The following is an 18,904-nucleotide window of genomic DNA, read 5'->3' on the forward strand; positions in this document are numbered from 1 at the left end:
TCTGTCGATGACGTCGAACGCCGGCCCGTGACGTCCCCGTCAGCGGTCGCTGCTGCGCCCGGCATCGGCGCTGCGGGCCTCGTGGTCGAGCTGCAGGAACATGGCGAGCGCCAGCCGATCGACCATTTCCCCGGTCTCGATTCCGACCGTCCTCGGCTTGTTCTGGATGGCGTTGATCAGCGTGCCGAACACCATCTGGAACGCGAACGCGACCGTGCGCTCCTTGGCGGCCCGACGGCCCCGGCCCATCCGGGCCAGCAGCAGCGGCATCGCCCGGGCCACGATGGCGCCGCCGGTCTCGCTGACGGTCACCCAGCGTGCCGGCTGGATGGCCTTGTACTGCATGGCCGCCCGCAGCACGCCGGCGTTGTCGCGGATCGTGGTGGTCACCACCGTGACGACGTCGCGGCAGATCGCGGCGAGGCCCGCCTCGGTCCGGTCGTCGGCGGCCAGCGCCGCGTCGACGGCGACGAGGCACCGTCTGGTCACCAGCGACATCAGGGCGGCGAAGAAGGCGTCCTTGCTCTCGAACCGGCCGTAGAACGCGCCGATGGTGACGCCGAGGCGCCCGCAAAGTTCGTCGATCGAGAGCTCGTCGAAGGTGCAGTCGCCGAGCATCGCGGCGCCGGTTTCCAGCAACGCGACGGTGGTCTCCTGGCTGCGCCGCTGCCGGGTCGGGCGAATGCCGGGCAGGTCCTGCACCAGCGGCCATCCGGCGATCTCGATGCCCTCGCTCACGCAGCGCCCCGCTAAAATCATATTGACAGCTATATTATAGTCGAGACTATATTCCTGCACAACAGAAGGGGCCGACGCGCGTCGCGCGGACGAGACCCCTCTTCCGATCTCCGACGCGGCTCGCGCGGACGGTCGGTTCTCTCAGGGAGGATTCTTGGATGCCGGCCAAGATCAGACTGCGCGTCGATCCCGACAAGTGCCAGGGGCACAGCCGCTGCAAATCGCTGGCGCCGGAGCTATTCGAGCTCGACGAATACGGCAACGCCCGCGAGATCGGCGACGGTGCCGTCCCCGATGAACTGGTCGAGAAAGCCTATCTCGCCAAATCCAACTGTCCCGAACTCGCCATCGAGATCATCGAAGACTGATCCGTGCCGAACGTGTGCGGCCTCGGGCCGTCGCGCGTTCACGGATGGAGGCCGCTTACGATTCAAGTCTAGCCGTATCCAGCACAACCGCAGGGGATGACGTCCATGCGCTCTACGCCCGTGACCGACTGGCTGAACGACTTCGACCATACGGATCCCACCTGGACAAATGATCCCTTCCCGATCTGGGAGCAATTGCGGGCCAAATGCCCGGTCGCCCACACCGATCGCTTTCTCGGAGTCTATCTGCCGACGACTTATGAGGCGGTGAAGGAAATCGCCTACGACACCGAGCACTTTTCGTCGCGTCGCGTCGTCGTCCGCCATGTCCGTCCCGAGCCGGTGATCCCCTCGCCGCCGATCACCTCCGATCCGCCGCTTCACAAGAGCGCCAAGCAGGTGCTGCTGCCGCCGTTCACCCCGGACGCGGTGAAGAAGATCGAACCGCGGGTGCGGGCGATCTGCAACGAGCTGATCGACGAGCTCGCGGGCAGCGATCGCTGTGACGCCGCCGCGCAATACGCCAAGCATATTCCGGTGCGCACCATCGCCCACATGCTTGGCATTCCCGAGGCCGACAGCCAGCAGTTCATCACCTGGATTCACGAGATCCTCGAGCTCGGTGTCCATGACGACGCCGTGCTGATGAAGGCGGTCAAGGAGATGAGCGCCTATTTCGCGGGACATATCGAGGAGCGCAAGGCGCGGCCGCGCGACGATCTCATCATGGACCTGATGCGGGCGCGCATGCCCGACGGCACGCCATTTTCCGACGCCCATGTGCTGGGATCGCTGCGGCTGCTGCTGATCGCCGGCATCGACACCACCTGGAGCGCGATCGGCTCCTCGCTCTGGCATCTGGCGAAGACGCCAGCCGACCGCCACCGCCTCGTCGCCGAGCCGGAACTGCTGCCGTTCGCCATCGAGGAGTTCCTGCGGGCCTATGCCCCCGTGACGATGGCGCGCGAGGTGATGAAGGAGACGGTGGTGAGCGGCTGTCCGATCAAGCCGGGCAACATGGTGCTGCTGTCGTTCCCCGCGGCCAATCGCGATCCGGCCATGTTCCCCGACGCCGACAAGGTCATCATCGACCGCAAGGAGAACCGCCACGCTGCCTTTGGCCTCGGCATTCACCGCTGTGTCGGCTCCAATCTGGCGCGGATGGAGATGACGGTGGCGCTGCAGGAGTGGCTGAAGCGCATTCCGGACTTCAGCCTCGATCCGGCGGGCCAGACCACCTGGTCCGAAGGCACCGTGCGCGGTCCGCGCCAGCTTCCACTGCGGCTCGGCTGACGACGGCCAGCCGGGTCATCGCGGCCCCCGAACGAAGTGGTGGCCGTCCCAGACCAGCATGGTCGGGGCAGCTGCGCCGACGGGATTGACGTCGAGACCCACGGTGCCGCCGCGGTTGGTCAGGGCGACGTCCCGTGCATGAAGGCGCAGGACGCGGCGAAAGGGCCCGCCGGCCGACACGTAGATGTCGTGCTGGCACCCTGCCGCATCGCAGATCGCGGTGCGGTCGCCGCACGCGAAATCCTCGAAATGCAGCGCGATGAAGCGGGCCTGGGGCGTGTCGAGCGAAACGGCGAAATAGTGCGTGGCCGCGGGCGAGGCACCGCACGCTTTTGTCAGTTGGGCGACCTGCGCGCGGATTTCCGCGGGTAGCTGCGTGATGTGGTCCGGATTCCACGGATTCTCGCTGCCGAGGCCGCCGCGTGCCAGCGCCTGCCGCGCGCCGGGCAGCAGGACCAGCACCAGCAGGATGGCCAGTGTGATCCGCCGGATGGTTCGCATCGTCATGGGATGGCTCCTCCCTGCTCCGCGATGGCAGATGGCGGCGCCTCGCGGCGGAACAGCACATAGAGCGCCGGCAGGACCAGAAGCGTCAGGATGGTCGAGGACACGATGCCCCCGATCACGACGGTCGCGAGCGGGCGCTGGACCTCGGCGCCGGCCCCGGTCGCGATCGCCATCGGCACGAAGCCGAGCGAGGCGACCAGTGCCGTCATGAGCACCGGGCGCAGCCGCGTCAGCGCGCCTTCCCGCACCGCCTCCCGCAGCGGCCTGCCCTCGGCGCGCAACCGTTCGATGAAGGCGATGATGACGAGACCATTGAGCACGGCGACGCCCGACAGCGCGATGAAGCCGACGCCGGCGCTGATCGACAGGGGAATGCCGCGCAGCAGCAGGGCGGCGATACCGCCCGTCAATGCCAGCGGCACGCCGCTGAACACCAGCAGCGCATCGGCGATGGATCCAAAGCTCATGTAGAGCAGCAGGAACACCAGCAGCAGCGCCACCGGCACCACGATGGTCAGCCGCTTGCTGGCGGAGACCAGCTGTTCGAACTGGCCGCCCCAGCCGAGCCAGTAGCCGGCGGGAAGTTTGACCTTCTCGGCGACCACCTGTTGCGCTTCCGTGACGAACGAGCCGAGATCGCGCTCCCTGACATTGGCGGTGACGACGATGCGGCGCTTGCCGTTCTCGCGGCCGATCTGGTTCGGTCCCGGTGCGATGTCGATCGCGGCGATGGCGGACAGCGGCACGTAGCGCATCTGCGCCGCCGGCGTCCCCGTCCAGGACGCGCGGACGGCGCCCTGTCCCGCCTCCTCGGCCGGCGGCAGCGGAATGGGAATGGCGCGGATCGCCTCGAGATTGCCGCGCAGCGTCTCCGGCAGCCGGACCTGGATGTCGAACCGGCGGTCGCCCTCGAACAGCTTGCCGACGCTCTTGCCGCCGATCGCGATCTCCACGACGTTCTGGACGTCGCCGACACTGAGGCCATAGCGCGACAGCGCCTGGCGATCGAACTTGACCGTGAGGATCGGCAGCCCGGCGACCTGCTCGGTCTTGACGTCGGTCGCCCCGCGCAGGCCCTGGATCGCCGCCTGCACCTCGCGCGCCGCCTGCTGCAGGATGTCGAGATCGTCGCCGAAGATCTTGATGCCGACGTCGCTGCGCACGCCCGAGATCAGTTCGTTGACCCGCAGCTGGATAGGCTGGGAAATTTCGTAGTTGCTGCCGGGAATGTCGCGTGCGGCCTGCTCGATCTCCTCGACGAGGTCGGCCTTGGGCTTGGCCGGGTCGGGCCATTCGGCTCGCGGCTTCAGCATCACATAGCCGTCGGACATCGATGGCGGCATCGGATCGGTGGCGACCTCGGCGGTGCCCGTCCGGGCGAAGAAGTCCTTCACTTCCGGAATCTGCTTGATCCGCCGCTCCAGCGCCTTCTGCATGTCCAGCGACTGCGTCAGGCTGGTGCCGGGAATGCGGATCGCCGCGACGGCGACATCGCCCTCGTCGAGGCTCGGAATGAACTCGCCGCCCATGCGCGTCGCTGCAAGGCAGCTCGCGATGACGAACAGGGCGGCACCGGCCGCGACCGAGCGGCGGTAGCGGATCGCGGCGTCGAGCAGCGGCATGTAGGTTCGCCGTGCCGTGCGCATCACGATATTGTCGTGCTCCGAGACCTTGCCGGTCACGACCAGCGCGACGGCCGCGGGCACGAAGGTGATCGAGAACAGCGCCGCGCCGGCGAGCGCCATCAGCACGGTCAGCGCCATCGGCGTGAACATCTTGCCCTCGACACCGGTCAGCGTCAGCACAGGCAGATAGACGACCGCGATGATCACCGTGCCGAACAGGCTCGGCTTGACCACCTCGCGGGCGCCGAGAAAAATGGTCTCCATCCGCTCGGACAGCGACAGCAGCCGGCCGCGCTTCGTCTGTTCCTCGGCCAGCAGCCGCAGGCAGTTCTCGACGATGATCACGGCGCCGTCGATGATGATGCCGAAATCGATCGCGCCGAGGCTCATCAGGTTGGCGCTGACGCGGGTCTCGACCATGCCGGTGATGGTGAACAGCATCGCCAGCGGGATGACGCAGGCGGTGACCAGCGCCGCGCGGATATTGCCGAGAATGAGGAACAGCACGGCGATCACCAGCAGCGCGCCCTCGATCAGGTTCTTCTGCACGGTGGCGATGGTGGCCTCGACGAGATGGGTGCGGTCGTAGACGGTGCGGGCGATGACGCCGTCCGGCAGCGATCGGGCGATCTCGCCGAGCTTGGCGGCGACGCGCTGCGCGACCGTTCGGCTGTTCTCGCCGATCAGCAGCATGGCGGTGCCGAGCACGGTCTCCTCGCCGTCGAGCGTGGCCGCGCCGGTGCGCAGGTCGCGCCCTTCCCGCACCTCGGCGACGTCGCGGATGCGCACGGGGATGCCGCCGCGCGAGCCGATGACGATGTTGCGGATCTCGTCGAGACTGGCGACCTGCCCCGGCGCACGTACGAGATACTGCTCGCCGTTGCGCTCGATATATCCCGCTCCGACGTTGGCGTTGTTGGCGGCCAGCGCCGTCATCACGTCGCGGAAGCCGAGCCGGTAGGCCATCAGCCGGCCGGGATCCGGCAGCACGTGGAACTGGCGCTCGAAGCCGCCGATCGAATTGACCTCGATCACGCCGGGCACGTTGCGCAGCTGTGGCTTGATGATCCAGTCCTGGATGGTGCGCAGGTCGGCCGGCGTATAGGCGCCGCCGCCGGGCGCGCGGGCGCCGGGTCTGGCTTCGACCGTATACATGTAGATCTCGCCGAGACCGGTCGAGATCGGGCCCATGGCAGTCTCGACGCCCGGCGGCAACTGGTCCTTGACCTGCTGGATGCGTTCGTTGACGAGCTGGCGCGCGAAATAGATGTCGGTGCCGTCGTCGAACACGACCGTCACCTGGCTCAGGCCGTAGCGCGACGTCGACCGTGTATACTGCAGCTTCGGCAGACCGCCCATGGCGGTCTCGACCGGAAAGGTGATGCGCTGCTCGGTCTCCAGCGGCGAGTAGCCCGGCGCGCGGGTGTTGATCTGCACCTGGACATTGGTGATGTCCGGCACGGCGTCGATCGGCAGGCGCGTGAAGTTCCAGGCGCCGAACGCTGCGACGCCGAGCGCAGCCAGCAGCACCAGCCAGCGCTGGCGGATGGAAAAATGGAGGACGGCGTCGATCATCGGTGCGCTCCCCGGGCTGGGCAGGACGGCCGCTCAGTCATGTTCGGCCTCCCCCTTGCCCATCTCCGCCTTGACCACAAAACTGTTCTCGGCGGCATACCGCTCGCCGACATCGAGGCCGGCGCGGATCTCGGCATGAACAGCGTCCTGGTCCCCGACGTCGACCGGCCGGGCTTCGATCTTGTCGCCTTCGCGCACGAAGATGACGGTCTTGTTCTCGAGGGTCTGGATGGCGCCGACGCGCACGGCGACCGCGACGGTGCGCTTGGCGAGCACGAGGCGCGCCGTGACGAACAGGCCCGGGCGCAGCCGTCCGTCCGGATTCGGCAGCACGACGCGGGCGAGCGCGGTCTGGGTGTCGCTGGCGCCGACCGGCGAGATGTAGGACACGGTCCCCTTGAGGTCGCCGCCGCCGTCGTCGGGATCGATCAGCACCTCGTCGCCGATGCGGACCCGCTTGAGATCCTGGCGGTAGACCGACAGATCGACCCAGATGGTCGAGAGGTCGGCGACCACGAAGGCCGGCTTCTGTTCGGAGGCGTATTCGCCGAGTGAAATCTGGCGGTCGATGATCGTGCCACTGATCGGCGCCTTGAGGTCGTAGGCGGTCAGGCTCTGGTTGCTCTCGACTGCCGCGAGCTGGTCGCCCTTGGCCACGGTGTCGCCGATCCGCCGGCGGATGTCGCGGACGATGCCCGGGAAGCGCGGCGTCACCTGCACCACCGCCTCCTGGTTGGCGCGCATGATGCCGTTGAGCTGCAGCGTGTCGTTGAGAACGGCACTGGTCGCCTCGCGCAGCACGACGCCGGCAGCCGCGAGCTTGACGTCGCTGATCACGACGCGATCGGCGCCGTGTTCGTCCTGTTCGGCATGGTTGTCGCGCGCCTTGTCCTTGCGCTCGGGCGCCTTCGCCGCCGGTTCGGCCGCGGGCGGCGAATAGGCCTTGATCGCGACGCCTGCGACGGCAACGACCGCAACCGCGGCAATGAGGCCTTTCAGCCAGGTTGTCATCGTGCGCCCTCCCGCGCCAGTACGAACGGATTGCCGACCAGTCCTTCGATGGTGGCGACCGCGATATGGAAATTCTGCAGGGCTTCCTGCTCGCGCAGTCGCGCCTGGGCGAGCGTTCCCTGCGCGTCCAGCAACTCCAGCAGCGTGAAACGTCCCTGCCCGTAGCCGTTCTCGATCGCCTCGGCGGCCTGGCGCGCCTTGGGAATCGCGGAGTCGCGCAGCACCGCGAGTTCGCGCAGCGAGCCCTGCGCGGTATCGTAGGCCCGTCCCGCCAGCACGGTCAGCGCGGCCTTGCTGGTGGCCCGCTCGGCATGGGTCTTGGCGAGGCTTTCCTGCGCCGACAGGATGTTGCCCTGGTTCTGGTCGAACACCGGGATCGGCACCGAGACGCCGAGGCGCACCGCATCGTCGCCGGTGTCGTTGAAGTGACGCCAGCCGGCGCTGAGGCGCACGTCGGGATAGGGCTTGAGCCGGGCGATCAGCAGTTCGGCGTTGCGCTGCGCGTACACCGCGGTCCAGCGCATCAGTTGCGGGTTGGCGTCGATTGCCGCCAGCACCGACTGAAACCCGGGCGGTCGTCCGGTGGCCTCGAAGCGTCCGGCGACGACCGACGCCTTCAGCGACGTGTCGCCCATCAGGACCGCCAGATCGCGCCGCGTGCTGGCGAGCGCGGCGCGAACCCGCTCGCGGTCGGCCTTGACGAGATCGGAAGCGACCTGTGCGCGGCTGGTCTCGGCCGGCGATGACGCACCGGCTTCGACCCGCCGCTGCAGCAACGGCGCAAGACGATCGATCGCCGCGATCTGCTCGTCCAGGATCTGGATACGGCGCTGAGTTCCCAGCACGGTGACGAAGGCGATCGCCGTCTCGGACAGCACCTCGAGCCGCGCCGCGCGGCGTTGCCAGACCGCGGCTTCGACCCCGGCCGCGCCCGCGGCCACCCTCGCCTCGCGCTTGCCGAACAATTCGAACAACTGGCTGATCTGCAGCGTCGTCTCCGCCGAGCGGGTGCCGCGGTAGGGTCCGGACCCCAGCGAGTTGTCCTGTTCGTAGGACACCTCCGGGTTGATCAGCGCGCCTGCCTGGATGCGCTGGCCCGTGGCGATGCCGACCTCGCGTTCGGCCGATGTCAGGCGCGGATTGGCGGCGAGCGCACGTTGCAACGCGCTCTGCAGCGTCAATGTCTGGGCGTGCGAGGGTATGGCCGGGCTGAGGCCGGCGATCAGCAGCGACGCGCCCAGGAGGCGTGCCGCGGCACGATGGGAAAGCATGACAATGACCTCGATGACGACAACATCGGGCGCGTGCGCCCGCAGGTGACGAAAATCAGGTCAGATGCTTGGGGGGCGGCGTATCGAGCCCGGGCACCGAACCCGCGAGGGTTGGCGCGGTTGCGAGCCGCACAGGCCGCATCGCATCGCGCTGCGCCAGTCCGGTCTCCGACGGCGCGGGAACCGAGACCGTGAAGCAGCCATGGCAATGATGATCGGCGATCAACGCCTTGTCGGCGATGTCGATGCCGCTGTCGGGAGCCGCGGAGACCACGACAATACCGCCGGCGGCCGGGCCCGTGACATCGAGGTCACACGCGCCATGCAAGCCGATCGCGACGACGTAGACCAGCATGCACAGGCCTGCTATGACCCGGCGCAGCGCCGGGCGGCGTAACCATGCTGTCTGGAACCATCGGGCGGCCATTCGCGGATCTCGATTGCTGATGCACGGCTAGCATGGCGCGACTGGCGCTGTCGACGTTATAGAATAACAATTCGATTGCTTTTTTGCCGCGTTGCGCGCGTCACCGTTCGTTGGGATCGAGCGCGTCGCGCAGGCCGTCGCCGACGAGGTTGAGTGACAGCACGACCAGAAAAATCGCCAACCCCGGCCACAGTGCCATCCAGGGCGCGCTGGCGAGGAAGCGCTGGGCGGCGTTCAGCATGCTGCCCCACGACGGCGCCGGGGGCTGCTGGCCGAGACCAAGGAACGACAGCGCAGCTTCGGCGATGATCGCCGCGGCGATCGACAGTGTCGCCTGCACCAGCACCGCAGGCAGGATGTTGGGCAAGATGTGGACGCAGGCGATGCGCAGTGGCGAGTTGCCGAGGGTGCGCGCCGCCTCGACATATTCCTCGCCGCGGACGTTCATCACCTGTCCCCGGGTCAGGCGAATGAAGATCGGTGTCGTGGTGACGCCGATCGCAATCATGGCGTTGGCAAGGCTTGGGCCGAGAAACGCGGCAAGCGCGATGGCGAGGATCAGGAAGGGACACGCCAGCATGGCATCGGTGATGCGGCTGATCAGCGCGTCGACCACGCCGCCACGATAGCCGGCCAGCAATCCCAGCGGCACGCCGACGCCAAGCGCGATGGTCACGGAGATCAGGCCGGCGAGCAGCGACGCGCGTGCGCCGGTGATGACGCGGCTGAAGACGTCGCGGCCAAGCTCATCGGTTCCGAACCAGTGCAGCAGCGATGGCGGTTTGCGCACGGTGGCCCAGCCGGTGGCCGTCGGATCATAGGGGCTGACCAGCGGCGCGAGGATGGCGAGCACGACGAACAGTGTCAGCACGACGAACCCGAGCAGCGCGCCCGGGCGTCGCATCAGCCGCCGCGCGACAGCCTTGCCTGGGCTGTCCGCCGGTTGCACCTCGGCGACGTCACCGAGTGGTTTGGCGAGGTCCGTCATCCCCCGTCCCTCAGGCGCGGATTGGCCAGCATGTAGGCGAGATCGGCGATCAGGTTGAGCCCGATATACGTCGAGGCGGTCACCAGCACGACGCCCTGCACCACCGCGTAATCGCGGTTGAAGACGGCATCGACGATCAGCTTGCCGAAACCCGGCACCGAAAAGATCTGTTCGGTCAGCACCGCGCCGGACAACAGCGTGCCGAGTTCGAGCGCGCCCAGCGTGATGATCGGCGTCAGGGCGTTGCGCAATGCGTGGCGCAGGATGACCGCGGTTTCGCTGATCCCCTTGGCGCGTGCGGTGCGGATATAGTCGCTGTCCAGCACCTCCAGCATGGCGCTGCGGGTGTGGCGCATCAGGATCGCGGCGATCGCATTGCCGAGAACGAAGGCCGGCAGGATGGTCGAGGCGAGGCTCGCGCGCCAGTCCTCGGACAACGGCACATAGCCCGACGCCGGCAGCCAGTTCAGCTCGATCGAGAACAGGAAGATCAGCAGCATGCCGAGCCAGAAGTTCGGCGTGGAGATTCCCCACAGCGCCACGAGATTGGCGATGTAGTCCCACGCCGTGCCCCTCTTCACTGCCGAGACCACGCCGGCGGGCACGCCGATCAGGAACGCGATCAGAAATGCCATGCCGGCCAGTTGCAGCGTGACCGGCAGCTTCTGTCCGATCAGCGTGCGGACCGGCACCTTGATCCGCAGGGACTCGCCGAGGTCGCCCGCCAGCACGCCCTTGACCCAGTAGAGGTATTGCACCGGCAACGGCTGATCGAGACGATATTGCTGGCGGATCTGGGCGATCACGGCCGGATCGCGCTCCTCGCCCGCCATCACCAGAGCGGGATCTCCCGGCAGCAGCTGTTGCAGCGTGAAGATCAGCACCGAGACGAAGAACAGCGTCGGCACCAGTTGCAGCAGGAGGCGACCAAGGAAGATCATGCGCCCCTCACCTCAGCACAGCGGCGGATGGCGGCAGCGGTCATGTCAGCGCTCCGTCACTTCAGCTTGACGCCGACGACCCGGACCAGCCCGTCAGGAACCGGCGAAAAGCCTTCGACACGCGTGGTGTGCGCGATCAGGATGCGCTGGTGGTAGATATAGACGATCGGTTCGTCGTTCAGCACCCTGGCGGTCAGCTTTTCATAGATCGCCTTGCGCTGCGCGGGATCTTCGCTGATCCGGGCGTCTTCCAGCAGCTTGTCGGCTTCGGCATTGGAATAGAAGCTGTAGTTTTGCGGCGCATTGCTCTTCAGGAAGATGTAGCTGTTGCCGTCGGGATCGACCCGTCCGCTCCATTGCAGGTAGTAGGCCTGATACTCGCCCGCTTCGGCCTGTTTCAGCGACGTCGCGAATTCGGTGACGCGGATCTTCATATCGAAGCCGGCTTCGCCGGCCATCGCCTGGATCATCTGGGCGACGGATTCGTTCTCCGCTCCCTTGGGCACCATGAAGTCGACGGCAATGCGTCCGGAGATTCCCGCCTCCTTGAGCAGCATCCTGGCCTTGGCAAGGTCGCGGCCGCGGACGGGAAAGGCCTTCTGATAGTAGGGATGCTCGGGGCTCAGCCACTGATTGCCGGGCATGAACTCGCCGTTGAACGCAACCTGATTGATGGCGTCGCGATCGAGCGACAGATCGAAGGCCTGGCGGACCTTGTCGGACTGGCTGAGCGGTCCCCTTGTCTTGTCGTTGCCGATATTGAGGGTGATGCCGCGATAACCCAGTTCGAGGGTGGCCGCCAGTTTGAGTTTCGGGTCGGCGCGGACGTCCTTGACGTCGGTCGCGAGCAGCCGCTCCATGATATCGAGCCCGCCGGATTTGAGGTTGGCGAGGCGCACCGTCGCATCGACGATGGGCAGGTAGACGATGCGGTCGATGAAGACCTGGTCCTTGTTCCAGTAATCCGCGAATTTTTCGAACACGATGCGGTCCTGCGGCACCCGCTCGACGAATTTGTAGGGGCCGGCGCAGACCGGATGCAGTCCGAACCTGTCACCGGCGTCTTTCGCGGCTTTGGGAGACACCATCATGCCGGCACGGTCGGCGAGCTGGGCAACCAGCGGCGCGTACGCGGTCTTGAGCACCAGCTTGATCGTCAGTGGATCGACGATGTCGACATGATCGACCGCGGCAAGCTCCGGCCTGCGGAACGACGACGGCAGCGTCAGGTGGCGGTCGAGCGAGAATTTGGCGGCGGCGGCATCGAATGTTTCGCCGTCGTGGAATTTGACGCCAGGACGTAGCTTGAGCGTCACCTCCTTGCCATCGCTTGAAGTCTCGTGCGACAGCGCGAGCTGGGGGACGATGTTCAGTTTCGCGTCGATGTCGAACAGCTTGTCGCAGAATGCTGCGAACACGATGCGGCCGACATAGGTGCGTGCGAGGGTGGGATCGAGGATGTCGGGATCTTCGGCGAGGCCGATCCGCAGTGTGGTCTGCGCGCGCGCCGACATGGCGCCGAGCAGCAATACGACGGTTGCGAGGGCGATCGATCGCCGAAGCATTTTCATGGCTGACCTCCTGGCTGATCCGGCATGCGCCGGGCGCCGGCATCTGCAGCGGACGGGAGGCGGACCATCAGCCCTCCTCCGCCCGCGACCGCGCGATGCCGGCTTCAATGATGGTTCTGTCCGTTTCTCCGACCCGATCGCCGCTGCGCGGCAGAAAGCGGCGAAAGTGCACCCAGCGCTCGCGGCTGACCTGTTCGAGCCGCGCCAGCTCGGCGAGCGGATCCTCATGGTCATCGACCCGCAGGTCGAGGTCGGACCACGGCTCGTCGCCGTGCAGCAGCAGTGCGGCCGATTGGCGGCCGCGGCGGTCACCGCCCGCCGCTTCGCCGGCGCGCATCGCAGCGATCAGCCGCTGCGCCAGCGGCAATGCTGCGGCGGCGGCAAAGGTCGCGGCCGTGGTATCGATGACTTCGGGTCCCGCAAGCATGTTGCCGGCGATCGAAAATCCCTCGGCGGTACAGTGGCCGCACCAGCCGACACAGGCCGCGCCGGTATGCGCTGCCATGCGTCCCGTGGCGTCAATCATGTGGAGCTGGCGGTAGTCGCGCCCGCCGTCCGATGCTGTCAGTTGCGCAACCACCTCTGCCGGCGCAAGACCCTGGCGCAGCAGTGCGAGGCCCTCGACGCCATAGAACGAATTGAGCAGTGCCTGCGTGGCGATGGCGCCGACGCCGCTGGCGATGAATGGCACACGCGCACCGACTGCAAAGAACCTGGTCGCGCCCGCGATGGCGAGGTGTCCGGTGGCATGGTCTCTGGCAATGATCGACCATGTCATCGGCGTCTGGCCCCCTAGCGTCCTGCGGCGTAGCCTTGCATTCCGCGCGGGTTGGCCGCGGCGCGGCGGCGCGGCCCGACACGGGATGCGGCGGTCAGCCGGCCTTCCGACCAGTCAGGACCGATCTCGACGATATGGCCGCGACGCCGCAGCTCAGCGACCGTCGCCTGCGGAACACGGTTCTCGAGCACCAGCACGCCGGGACGCGCCGTGCGTGGCCAGAACGAGATCGGAAAATGTTCGGAATGCCAGGCCGGAGCATCGATGGCTTCCTGAAGATTGAAGCCGGCATGGACGTGGCGCAGGAAGAACTGGGTGATCCACTGGTCCTGCTGGTCGCCGCCGGGAGAGCCCCACGCGAGATACGGCTCGCCGTCGCGCAGCGCCATGGTCGGACTGAGCGTGGTGCGCGGCCGCCGTCCCGGCGCGAGCGCCGCGGGGTGGCCCTCCTCCAGCCAGAACATCTGGGCGCGGCTGCCAAGGCAGAAGCCGATCTCTGGAATGACCGGTGACGACTGCAGCCAGCCTCCGGATGGCGTCGCCGAGACCATGTTGCCGTCGCGGTCGATGATATCGAAGTGCACGGTGTCGCCGCGCACCTCGCCGAGCCGGCCGACGGTCGGCTCGCCTGCGCCCATCGCGCCCACGGCAGTGCGCTGCTCGTCGGCGCGGCGCAGCTCCACCACCGCGCCGGCGCCATCGACCGTGCCGGGGCGATAGTCGAGCGAGGCGCTGTCGGCGGAAATCAGCTTGCGGCGGGCGTCGTTGTAGGCATCGGACAGCAGCACGCCGATCGGCACGTCGGTGAAGTCGGGATCGCCATAGAACGTGTCGCGATCGGCATAGGCGAGCTTGGCGCACTCGACCTGCAGATGGATGAAGTCCGCTCCCGCGGGATCGAGCCCGTCGAGGGCGAAGCCCTTGAGCAGCGCCAGTTGCTGCAGCATCACCGGCCCCTGGCTCCAGACGCCGGCCTTGCAGACGGTGTAGCGGCCGTAATCGTAAGTCAGCGGCGCCTCGACATGGGCCTGCCAGCGCGCCATGTCGTCGCCGCGCAGCACGCCGCGATGGGGCGCGCCGCTGACATCCATGACGTCCTGTGTGCGGCAGAAGCGGTCTATCGCCTCGGCGACGAAGCCCTGCGACCAGCTTCGGCGCGCGCGCTCGATCTGCGCGATGCGGTCGCTGCCGGCGCTCTCGGCCTCGCGCAGGATGCGCTCATAGCTGCCGGCAAGGGTGGCGTTGGTGAACAGCGTCCCCGGCTCCGGCACGCGGCCATGCGGCAGGTAGACCGCGGCCGACGTCGGCCAGTGGGTGCGGAACAGCTCCTCGACGGTCGCGATGGTGGCGCAGGCGCGCTCGACCAGCGGATAGCCGTTGCGGGCGTAGCCGATCGCGGGCGCGAGGACGTCGCGCAGCGACAGCGTGCCGTAATCGCGCAGCAACAACATCCAGGCCTCGAACGTGCCGGGAACGCAGGCGGCGAGCAGTCCCGTTCCCGGGACCATGTCGAGGCCTTCGGCACGGTAATGCGCGATGGTCGCGCCGGCGGGCGCCGGCCCCTGCCCGCAGATCACCTCCGTGCGTCCACGGCGCGTATCGTGGACGATGATCGGTACATCGCCGCCCGGCCCGTTGAGGTGCGGTTCCACGACCTGCAGCGTGAACGCGGTCGCGACGGCGGCGTCGAACGCGTTGCCGCCCTTCTCCAGGATTGCCATGCCCACGGCCGTGGCGATCCAGTGGGTGGATGTCACGACGCCGAAGGTGCCCTCGATCTCGGGGCGGGTCGTGAACGGGTTCGGATTAATGTTGCTCATGGTATTTCGTATGCAAGCCCCAAGGCTCGCACTTGACCACAAGCCGGCAGCGCTGCCAATGCGTTGGTGCGCTGCGTCCTGGATAAAATCCCCTTGAGGAGCTGCGCGGCCGTTAGCGCCCGACGCGCTGCTCAGGCCAGTGCGAGGCGCGCGTCGCGCCGGCGCAGCCAGTGGATCGCCGGCACGGTCAGCAGCACCATCAGCGCCTTGCCGATGATCTGTCCTGCGAGGAAGTCGAGACTGCCGAAGGCGAGCCACAGGAACAGGAAGGAATCGGCCACCAGGCCGACGGCGCTGCTCGCCAGCACTGCCAGCACGAGCCCGCGCCGCTGCAGTGGCGTGTACACGGCGAAGTCCGCAAGCTCCGACAGCAGAAATGCGACGGTGGACGCCAGCACCAGAGCGGGCGGCGCCAGCAGCGCCGACAGCGCCGCGCCGATCACGATGGCGCCGAGGCCCCAGCCGACGCCGAGACGCCGCTGCACGAGATCGCGCAGCACGAGCGCAAGCCCGACCATCAGCACACCGCTCGGCGCCATGAAGCCTCCAGGAGCCACCGGAATCAGGCAGGGCTCGCCAGGCGGGCACACGGTGCCGACATGCTGAATCAACCAGTTGGCGGCGGGGATGCAGGCGATGTAGGCGATCAGGAAGGCGAGGCCTTCCGTCCGGCGGCGCTGGTCGGTGGTCATCGGGCGTCCTTTCCAGCGTCCTGCACGGTTGCGGCATAGCCGGCCCAGCCCCGTGCACGTAGCTGGCAGGCCGGACATTCGCCGCAGCCATAGCCCCAGTCGTGACGGGCGCCGCGTTCGCCGAGATAGCAGGTGTGCGAGTGGTCACGGATCAGATCGACGAGGCCGTCGCCGCCGAGTTGATGGGCGAGCGCCCAGGTCTGCGCCTTGTCCAGCCACATCAGCGGCGTGTGCAGCTCGAAGTCACGGCCCATGCCAAGATTGAGCGCGGCATTGAGCGCCTTGATGGTCTCGTCGCGGCAGTCGGGATAACCGGAGTAGTCAGTCTCGCACATGCCGCCGACGACATGGCGGATGCCGCGCCGGTAGGCCAGTGCCGCGGCGAACGTCAGGAAGATCAGGTTGCGACCAGGCACGAACGTATTCGGCAGCCCGTCCGCCCCCATCTCGATCGCCATGTCGCGGGTCAGCGCGGTCTCCGAGACGGAGGCAAGCGTCGGGATGTCGAGCGTATGAGCCTCGCCGAGCCGCCCCCTCCAGTCCGGGCGGAGGGCCTGGAGGCCGTCGCTCAGCGCAGCACGGCAGTCGAGTTCCACGAGATGGCGCTGCCCATAGGAAAACCCGACGGTTTCGACCCGGGCGAAACGGGCCAGCGCCCAGGCAAGACAGGTCGCGGAATCCTGGCCGCCGGAGAACAGCACCAGGGCGGCATCGTGAACGGTTTCGGTCATGGCGCTGCCCATAGCACCTCGGGCCGGCGCCACCAACAATGGCGGCATCACGTCCCTGGCATGGCCGGTACCACCGGTGGGCAACCCCGGGCCGGAGGTGGTTGCCCCGGCCGGATTGCGGCATAAGGGACGTGATCTTTCCGCGAGGTGCCCATGTCGTCGTCGATGTCGTCGTCCATGTCCCCGTCCCGCGATATCAGCCGGCTCATCGAGATCATGGCCCGGCTGCGCACGCCCGTGACGGGCTGTCCCTGGGACCTGGAACAGAATTTCGAGACCATCGCGCCCTACACCATCGAGGAGGCCTATGAGGTCGTCGATGCGATCACCCGCCGCGACCTGGAGGACCTCAAGGACGAGCTCGGCGACCTCCTGCTGCAGGTCGTCTTCCACGCCCAGATGGCGCAGGAACAGGGCGTGTTCGCGTTCGGCGATGTCGTCGAGGCCATCACCCGCAAGATGATCCGCCGCCATCCGCATGTGTTTGGCGACCGCGCCGGCAAGCTCAGCCCCGACGAGGTCAAGGACGCCTGGGGCCGCATCAAGGCGGAGGAGAAAGCCGAGCGCGCCGCGCGCCGTCCGGCGGCCTCGGGGCCTCCCTCGCTCCTCTCCGGCGTCAAGGCCGGGCAGCCCACGCTCACGCGCGCGCTCGAGCTGCAGCGCAAGGCCTCGACGGTCGGCTTCGACTGGAACGATGCCCGCGCGGTGATCGCCAAGATCCGCGAGGAGACCGACGAGATCGAGGCGGCGCTCGACGCCGGGCAGAGCGAGGAGGTCGCTACCGAAGTCGGCGACCTGATGTTCGTGCTGGTCAATCTCGCGCGTCATGTCGGCGCCGATCCCGAGGCGGCGTTGCGCGGCGCCAATGCCAAGTTCGAGCGGCGGTTCGGGTTCATCGAACACGCCCTCGCCGCGCGCGGCGTGGCGCCGGTCGACGCGACGCTCGACGAGATGGATGCGCTATGGAACGAGGCCAAACGACAGGAGGCGGCGGAATAGCTTCCGCCGCCTCCCCGATCGTTTTCGGATGTTGTCGCGCGCCGGGCGTCAGACGCCGGTCTGGGTGATGAACTTGGTGTTGAGGTAGCCTTCCATGGCCTCGGTGCCGCCCTCGGAGCCGTAGCCCGAATCCTTGACGCCGCCGAACGGCACTTCCGGCAGCGCGAGGCCGAAGCTGTTGATCGACACCATGCCGCTCTCGATCGCCGCGCCGATGGCGGTCGCGGTCTTGGTCGAGCTGGTGAAGGCGTAGGACGCGAGGCCGAACGGCAGGCGGTTGGCTTCGCTCGCCACCTCGTCGAAGGTCGAGAACGGCGAGATCAGTGCCAGCGGTCCGAATGGCTCCTCGTTCATCGCGCGGGCGTCGACCGGCACGTCAGTGACCACCGTCGGCTCGAAGAAGTAGCCCTTGTTGCCGATGCGATGGCCGCCGGCCGCGATTTTGGCGCCCTTGGCGGCCGCGTCTTGCACCATCTCCTCGATCGCGGTGACGCGGCGCGGATTGGCGAGCGCACCCATCCGGCTGTCCTTCTCGAGGCCGTTGCCGACCTTGATGCTCTTGGCGCCGGCGACGAACTTCTCGATGAAGCTGTTGTAGACGTCCTTCTGCACGAGGAAACGGGTCGGCGAAATGCAGACCTGGCCGGCGTTGCGGTATTTCGCAGCGCTCAGGATCTTGGCCGCGGCGTCGACGTCGGCGTCGTCGAACACGATCGCCGGCGCGTGGCCGCCGAGCTCCATGGTGACACGCTTCATGTGCAGGCCGGCGAGCCCGGCGAGCTGCTTGCCGACATTGGTCGAGCCGGTGAATGAGATCTTGCGGATCACCGGATGCGGGATCAGGTACTGCGAGATCTCGGACGGCACGCCGTACACGAGATTGACCACGCCCGCCGGCACGCCGGCATCGACGAAAGCGCGGATCAGTTCGGCCGGCGATGCCGGGGTCTCTTCGGGCGCCTTGACGATGATCGAGCAACCGGCCGCGAGCGCGGCGGAGAGCTTGCGGACCACCTGATTGATCGGGAAATTCCAGGGGGTGAAGGCGGCGACCGGGCCGACCGGCTCACGGATGGCGAGCTGGTAGACGCCGGGCGCGCGGGCCGGAATGATGCGGCCGTAGGTGCGACGGCCCTCCTCGGCGAACCACTCGATGATGTCGGCCGACGACAGGGTCTCGGCCTTGGCTTCGGCGAGTGTCTTGCCCTGCTCGCGCACCATCAGCACGGCGATGGTGTCGGCGCGCTCGCGCATCAGGCCGGCGGCCTTGTGCATGATCCTGGCGCGGTCGAACGGCGACACGGCGCGCCATTGCTTGAAGCCACGCTCGGCGGCGGACAGCGCCTCGTCGAGGTCGGCCTTGGTGGCGTGCGCCACCGTGCCGATGGTTTCCTCTGTCGCGGGATCGAGGACCGGAATGGTGTCGCCGGACGAGCTGCCACGCCATTTACCGTCGATATGCAGCAGAACATTGGGATAGGTCACGGCGCTCTCCTTGGGGTTTTGTTGGCCGCGCATGAGATAGCGGACCGCGAACAGCGGTCAAGTCTCCGGGCCGCCGAAATCAGC

17 protein-coding genes are annotated in these 18,904 nt (G+C 67.5%); 3 read left to right on the plus strand and 14 right to left on the minus strand.

Annotation, left to right across the window (positions count from 1 at the left end; translation table 11 throughout):
- Nucleotides 1-39 precede the first annotated feature (39 nt).
- Nucleotides 40-738 (minus strand): TetR/AcrR family transcriptional regulator, encoded by a 699-nt coding sequence (locus JQ639_RS00475; protein WP_211969980.1) that lies wholly within the window; start codon nt 736-738, stop codon nt 40-42.
- Nucleotides 739-896: 158 nt separating this feature from the next.
- Between JQ639_RS00475 and JQ639_RS00480 the strand changes: the two genes are divergently transcribed.
- Entirely contained in the window at nt 897-1,106 is a 210-nt protein-coding gene (locus tag JQ639_RS00480; RefSeq protein WP_211969981.1) for a ferredoxin, read from the plus strand.
- Between the two features lie 105 nt (nt 1,107-1,211).
- Nucleotides 1,212-2,399, plus strand: coding sequence for a cytochrome P450 (locus JQ639_RS00485; protein ID WP_249123621.1), 1,188 nt, complete (start codon nt 1,212-1,214; stop codon nt 2,397-2,399).
- Between the two features lie 15 nt (nt 2,400-2,414).
- Here JQ639_RS00485 and JQ639_RS00490 read toward each other — a convergent pair whose 3' ends face one another.
- The 12 genes from JQ639_RS00490 to queC all read right to left on the minus strand — a co-directional run bounded on the left by JQ639_RS00490 (nt 2,415) and on the right by queC (nt 16,336).
- The gene (locus tag JQ639_RS00490) at nt 2,415-2,906 is read right to left on the minus strand and encodes a hypothetical protein (protein WP_211969983.1); all 492 of its coding nucleotides are present in this window, start codon (nt 2,904-2,906) and stop codon (nt 2,415-2,417) included.
- On the minus strand, nt 2,903-6,106 hold the full coding sequence (locus JQ639_RS00495) for an efflux RND transporter permease subunit (protein ID WP_211969984.1): 3,204 nt from the start codon (nt 6,104-6,106) through the stop codon (nt 2,903-2,905). Before JQ639_RS00495 ends, JQ639_RS00490 begins: the two co-directional genes overlap by 4 nt.
- A 33-nt stretch (nt 6,107-6,139) precedes the next feature.
- A complete protein-coding gene (gene ihpB, locus JQ639_RS00500) occupies nt 6,140-7,117 on the minus strand; it encodes a divalent metal ion exporter adaptor subunit IhpB (RefSeq protein ID WP_211969985.1) in 978 nt (325 codons plus the stop codon).
- The gene (gene ihpA / locus JQ639_RS00505) at nt 7,114-8,388 is read right to left on the minus strand and encodes a divalent metal ion exporter subunit IhpA (RefSeq protein WP_211969986.1); all 1,275 of its coding nucleotides are present in this window, start codon (nt 8,386-8,388) and stop codon (nt 7,114-7,116) included. The genes ihpB and ihpA overlap by 4 nt, the downstream gene beginning before the upstream one ends.
- 55 nt (nt 8,389-8,443) lie before the next feature.
- Nucleotides 8,444-8,743: a hypothetical protein gene (locus tag JQ639_RS00510; protein WP_211969987.1), complete on the minus strand. Its 300-nt coding sequence runs from the start codon at nt 8,741-8,743 to the stop codon at nt 8,444-8,446.
- 172 nt (nt 8,744-8,915) lie between these two features.
- Nucleotides 8,916-9,803 carry an ABC transporter permease gene (locus JQ639_RS00515; protein ID WP_211969988.1) on the minus strand — a complete coding sequence of 296 codons (888 nt, stop codon included), beginning with the start codon at nt 9,801-9,803 and terminating at the stop codon, nt 8,916-8,918.
- A complete protein-coding gene (locus JQ639_RS00520) occupies nt 9,800-10,744 on the minus strand; it encodes an ABC transporter permease (protein WP_211969989.1) in 945 nt (314 codons plus the stop codon). The genes JQ639_RS00515 and JQ639_RS00520 overlap by 4 nt, the downstream gene beginning before the upstream one ends.
- Before the next feature lie 56 nt (nt 10,745-10,800).
- Nucleotides 10,801-12,315, minus strand: coding sequence for an ABC transporter substrate-binding protein (locus JQ639_RS00525; RefSeq protein WP_211969990.1), 1,515 nt, complete (start codon nt 12,313-12,315; stop codon nt 10,801-10,803).
- A gap of 67 nt (nt 12,316-12,382) precedes the next feature.
- The gene (locus tag JQ639_RS00530; RefSeq protein ID WP_211969991.1) at nt 12,383-13,093 is read right to left on the minus strand and encodes a DUF1028 domain-containing protein; all 711 of its coding nucleotides are present in this window, start codon (nt 13,091-13,093) and stop codon (nt 12,383-12,385) included.
- 14 nt (nt 13,094-13,107) lie between these two features.
- Nucleotides 13,108-14,913, minus strand: coding sequence for a gamma-glutamyltransferase family protein (locus JQ639_RS00535; RefSeq protein WP_211969992.1), 1,806 nt, complete (start codon nt 14,911-14,913; stop codon nt 13,108-13,110).
- Between the two features lie 131 nt (nt 14,914-15,044).
- Nucleotides 15,045-15,605: a VUT family protein gene (locus JQ639_RS00540; RefSeq protein WP_211969993.1), complete on the minus strand. Its 561-nt coding sequence runs from the start codon at nt 15,603-15,605 to the stop codon at nt 15,045-15,047.
- Nucleotides 15,602-16,336 (minus strand): 7-cyano-7-deazaguanine synthase QueC, encoded by a 735-nt coding sequence (gene queC / locus JQ639_RS00545; RefSeq protein ID WP_211969994.1) that lies wholly within the window; start codon nt 16,334-16,336, stop codon nt 15,602-15,604. The genes JQ639_RS00540 and queC overlap by 4 nt, the downstream gene beginning before the upstream one ends.
- Nucleotides 16,337-16,513: 177 nt before the next feature.
- On the opposite strand from queC, the gene mazG reads away from it, so the two are divergent.
- On the plus strand, nt 16,514-17,335 hold the full coding sequence (mazG, locus tag JQ639_RS00550; protein ID WP_211969995.1) for a nucleoside triphosphate pyrophosphohydrolase: 822 nt from the start codon (nt 16,514-16,516) through the stop codon (nt 17,333-17,335).
- Nucleotides 17,336-17,383: 48 nt separating this feature from the next.
- Here the strand turns inward: mazG and JQ639_RS00555 are convergent, their stop codons facing one another.
- Nucleotides 17,384-18,853 (minus strand): NAD-dependent succinate-semialdehyde dehydrogenase, encoded by a 1,470-nt coding sequence (locus JQ639_RS00555; RefSeq protein WP_211969996.1) that lies wholly within the window; start codon nt 18,851-18,853, stop codon nt 17,384-17,386.
- Nucleotides 18,854-18,904 lie beyond the last annotated feature (51 nt).

The sequence above is a fragment of the Bradyrhizobium sp. U87765 SZCCT0048 genome (assembly GCF_018131225.1).
Taxonomy (GTDB): Bacteria; Pseudomonadota; Alphaproteobacteria; order Rhizobiales; family Xanthobacteraceae; genus Bradyrhizobium_A.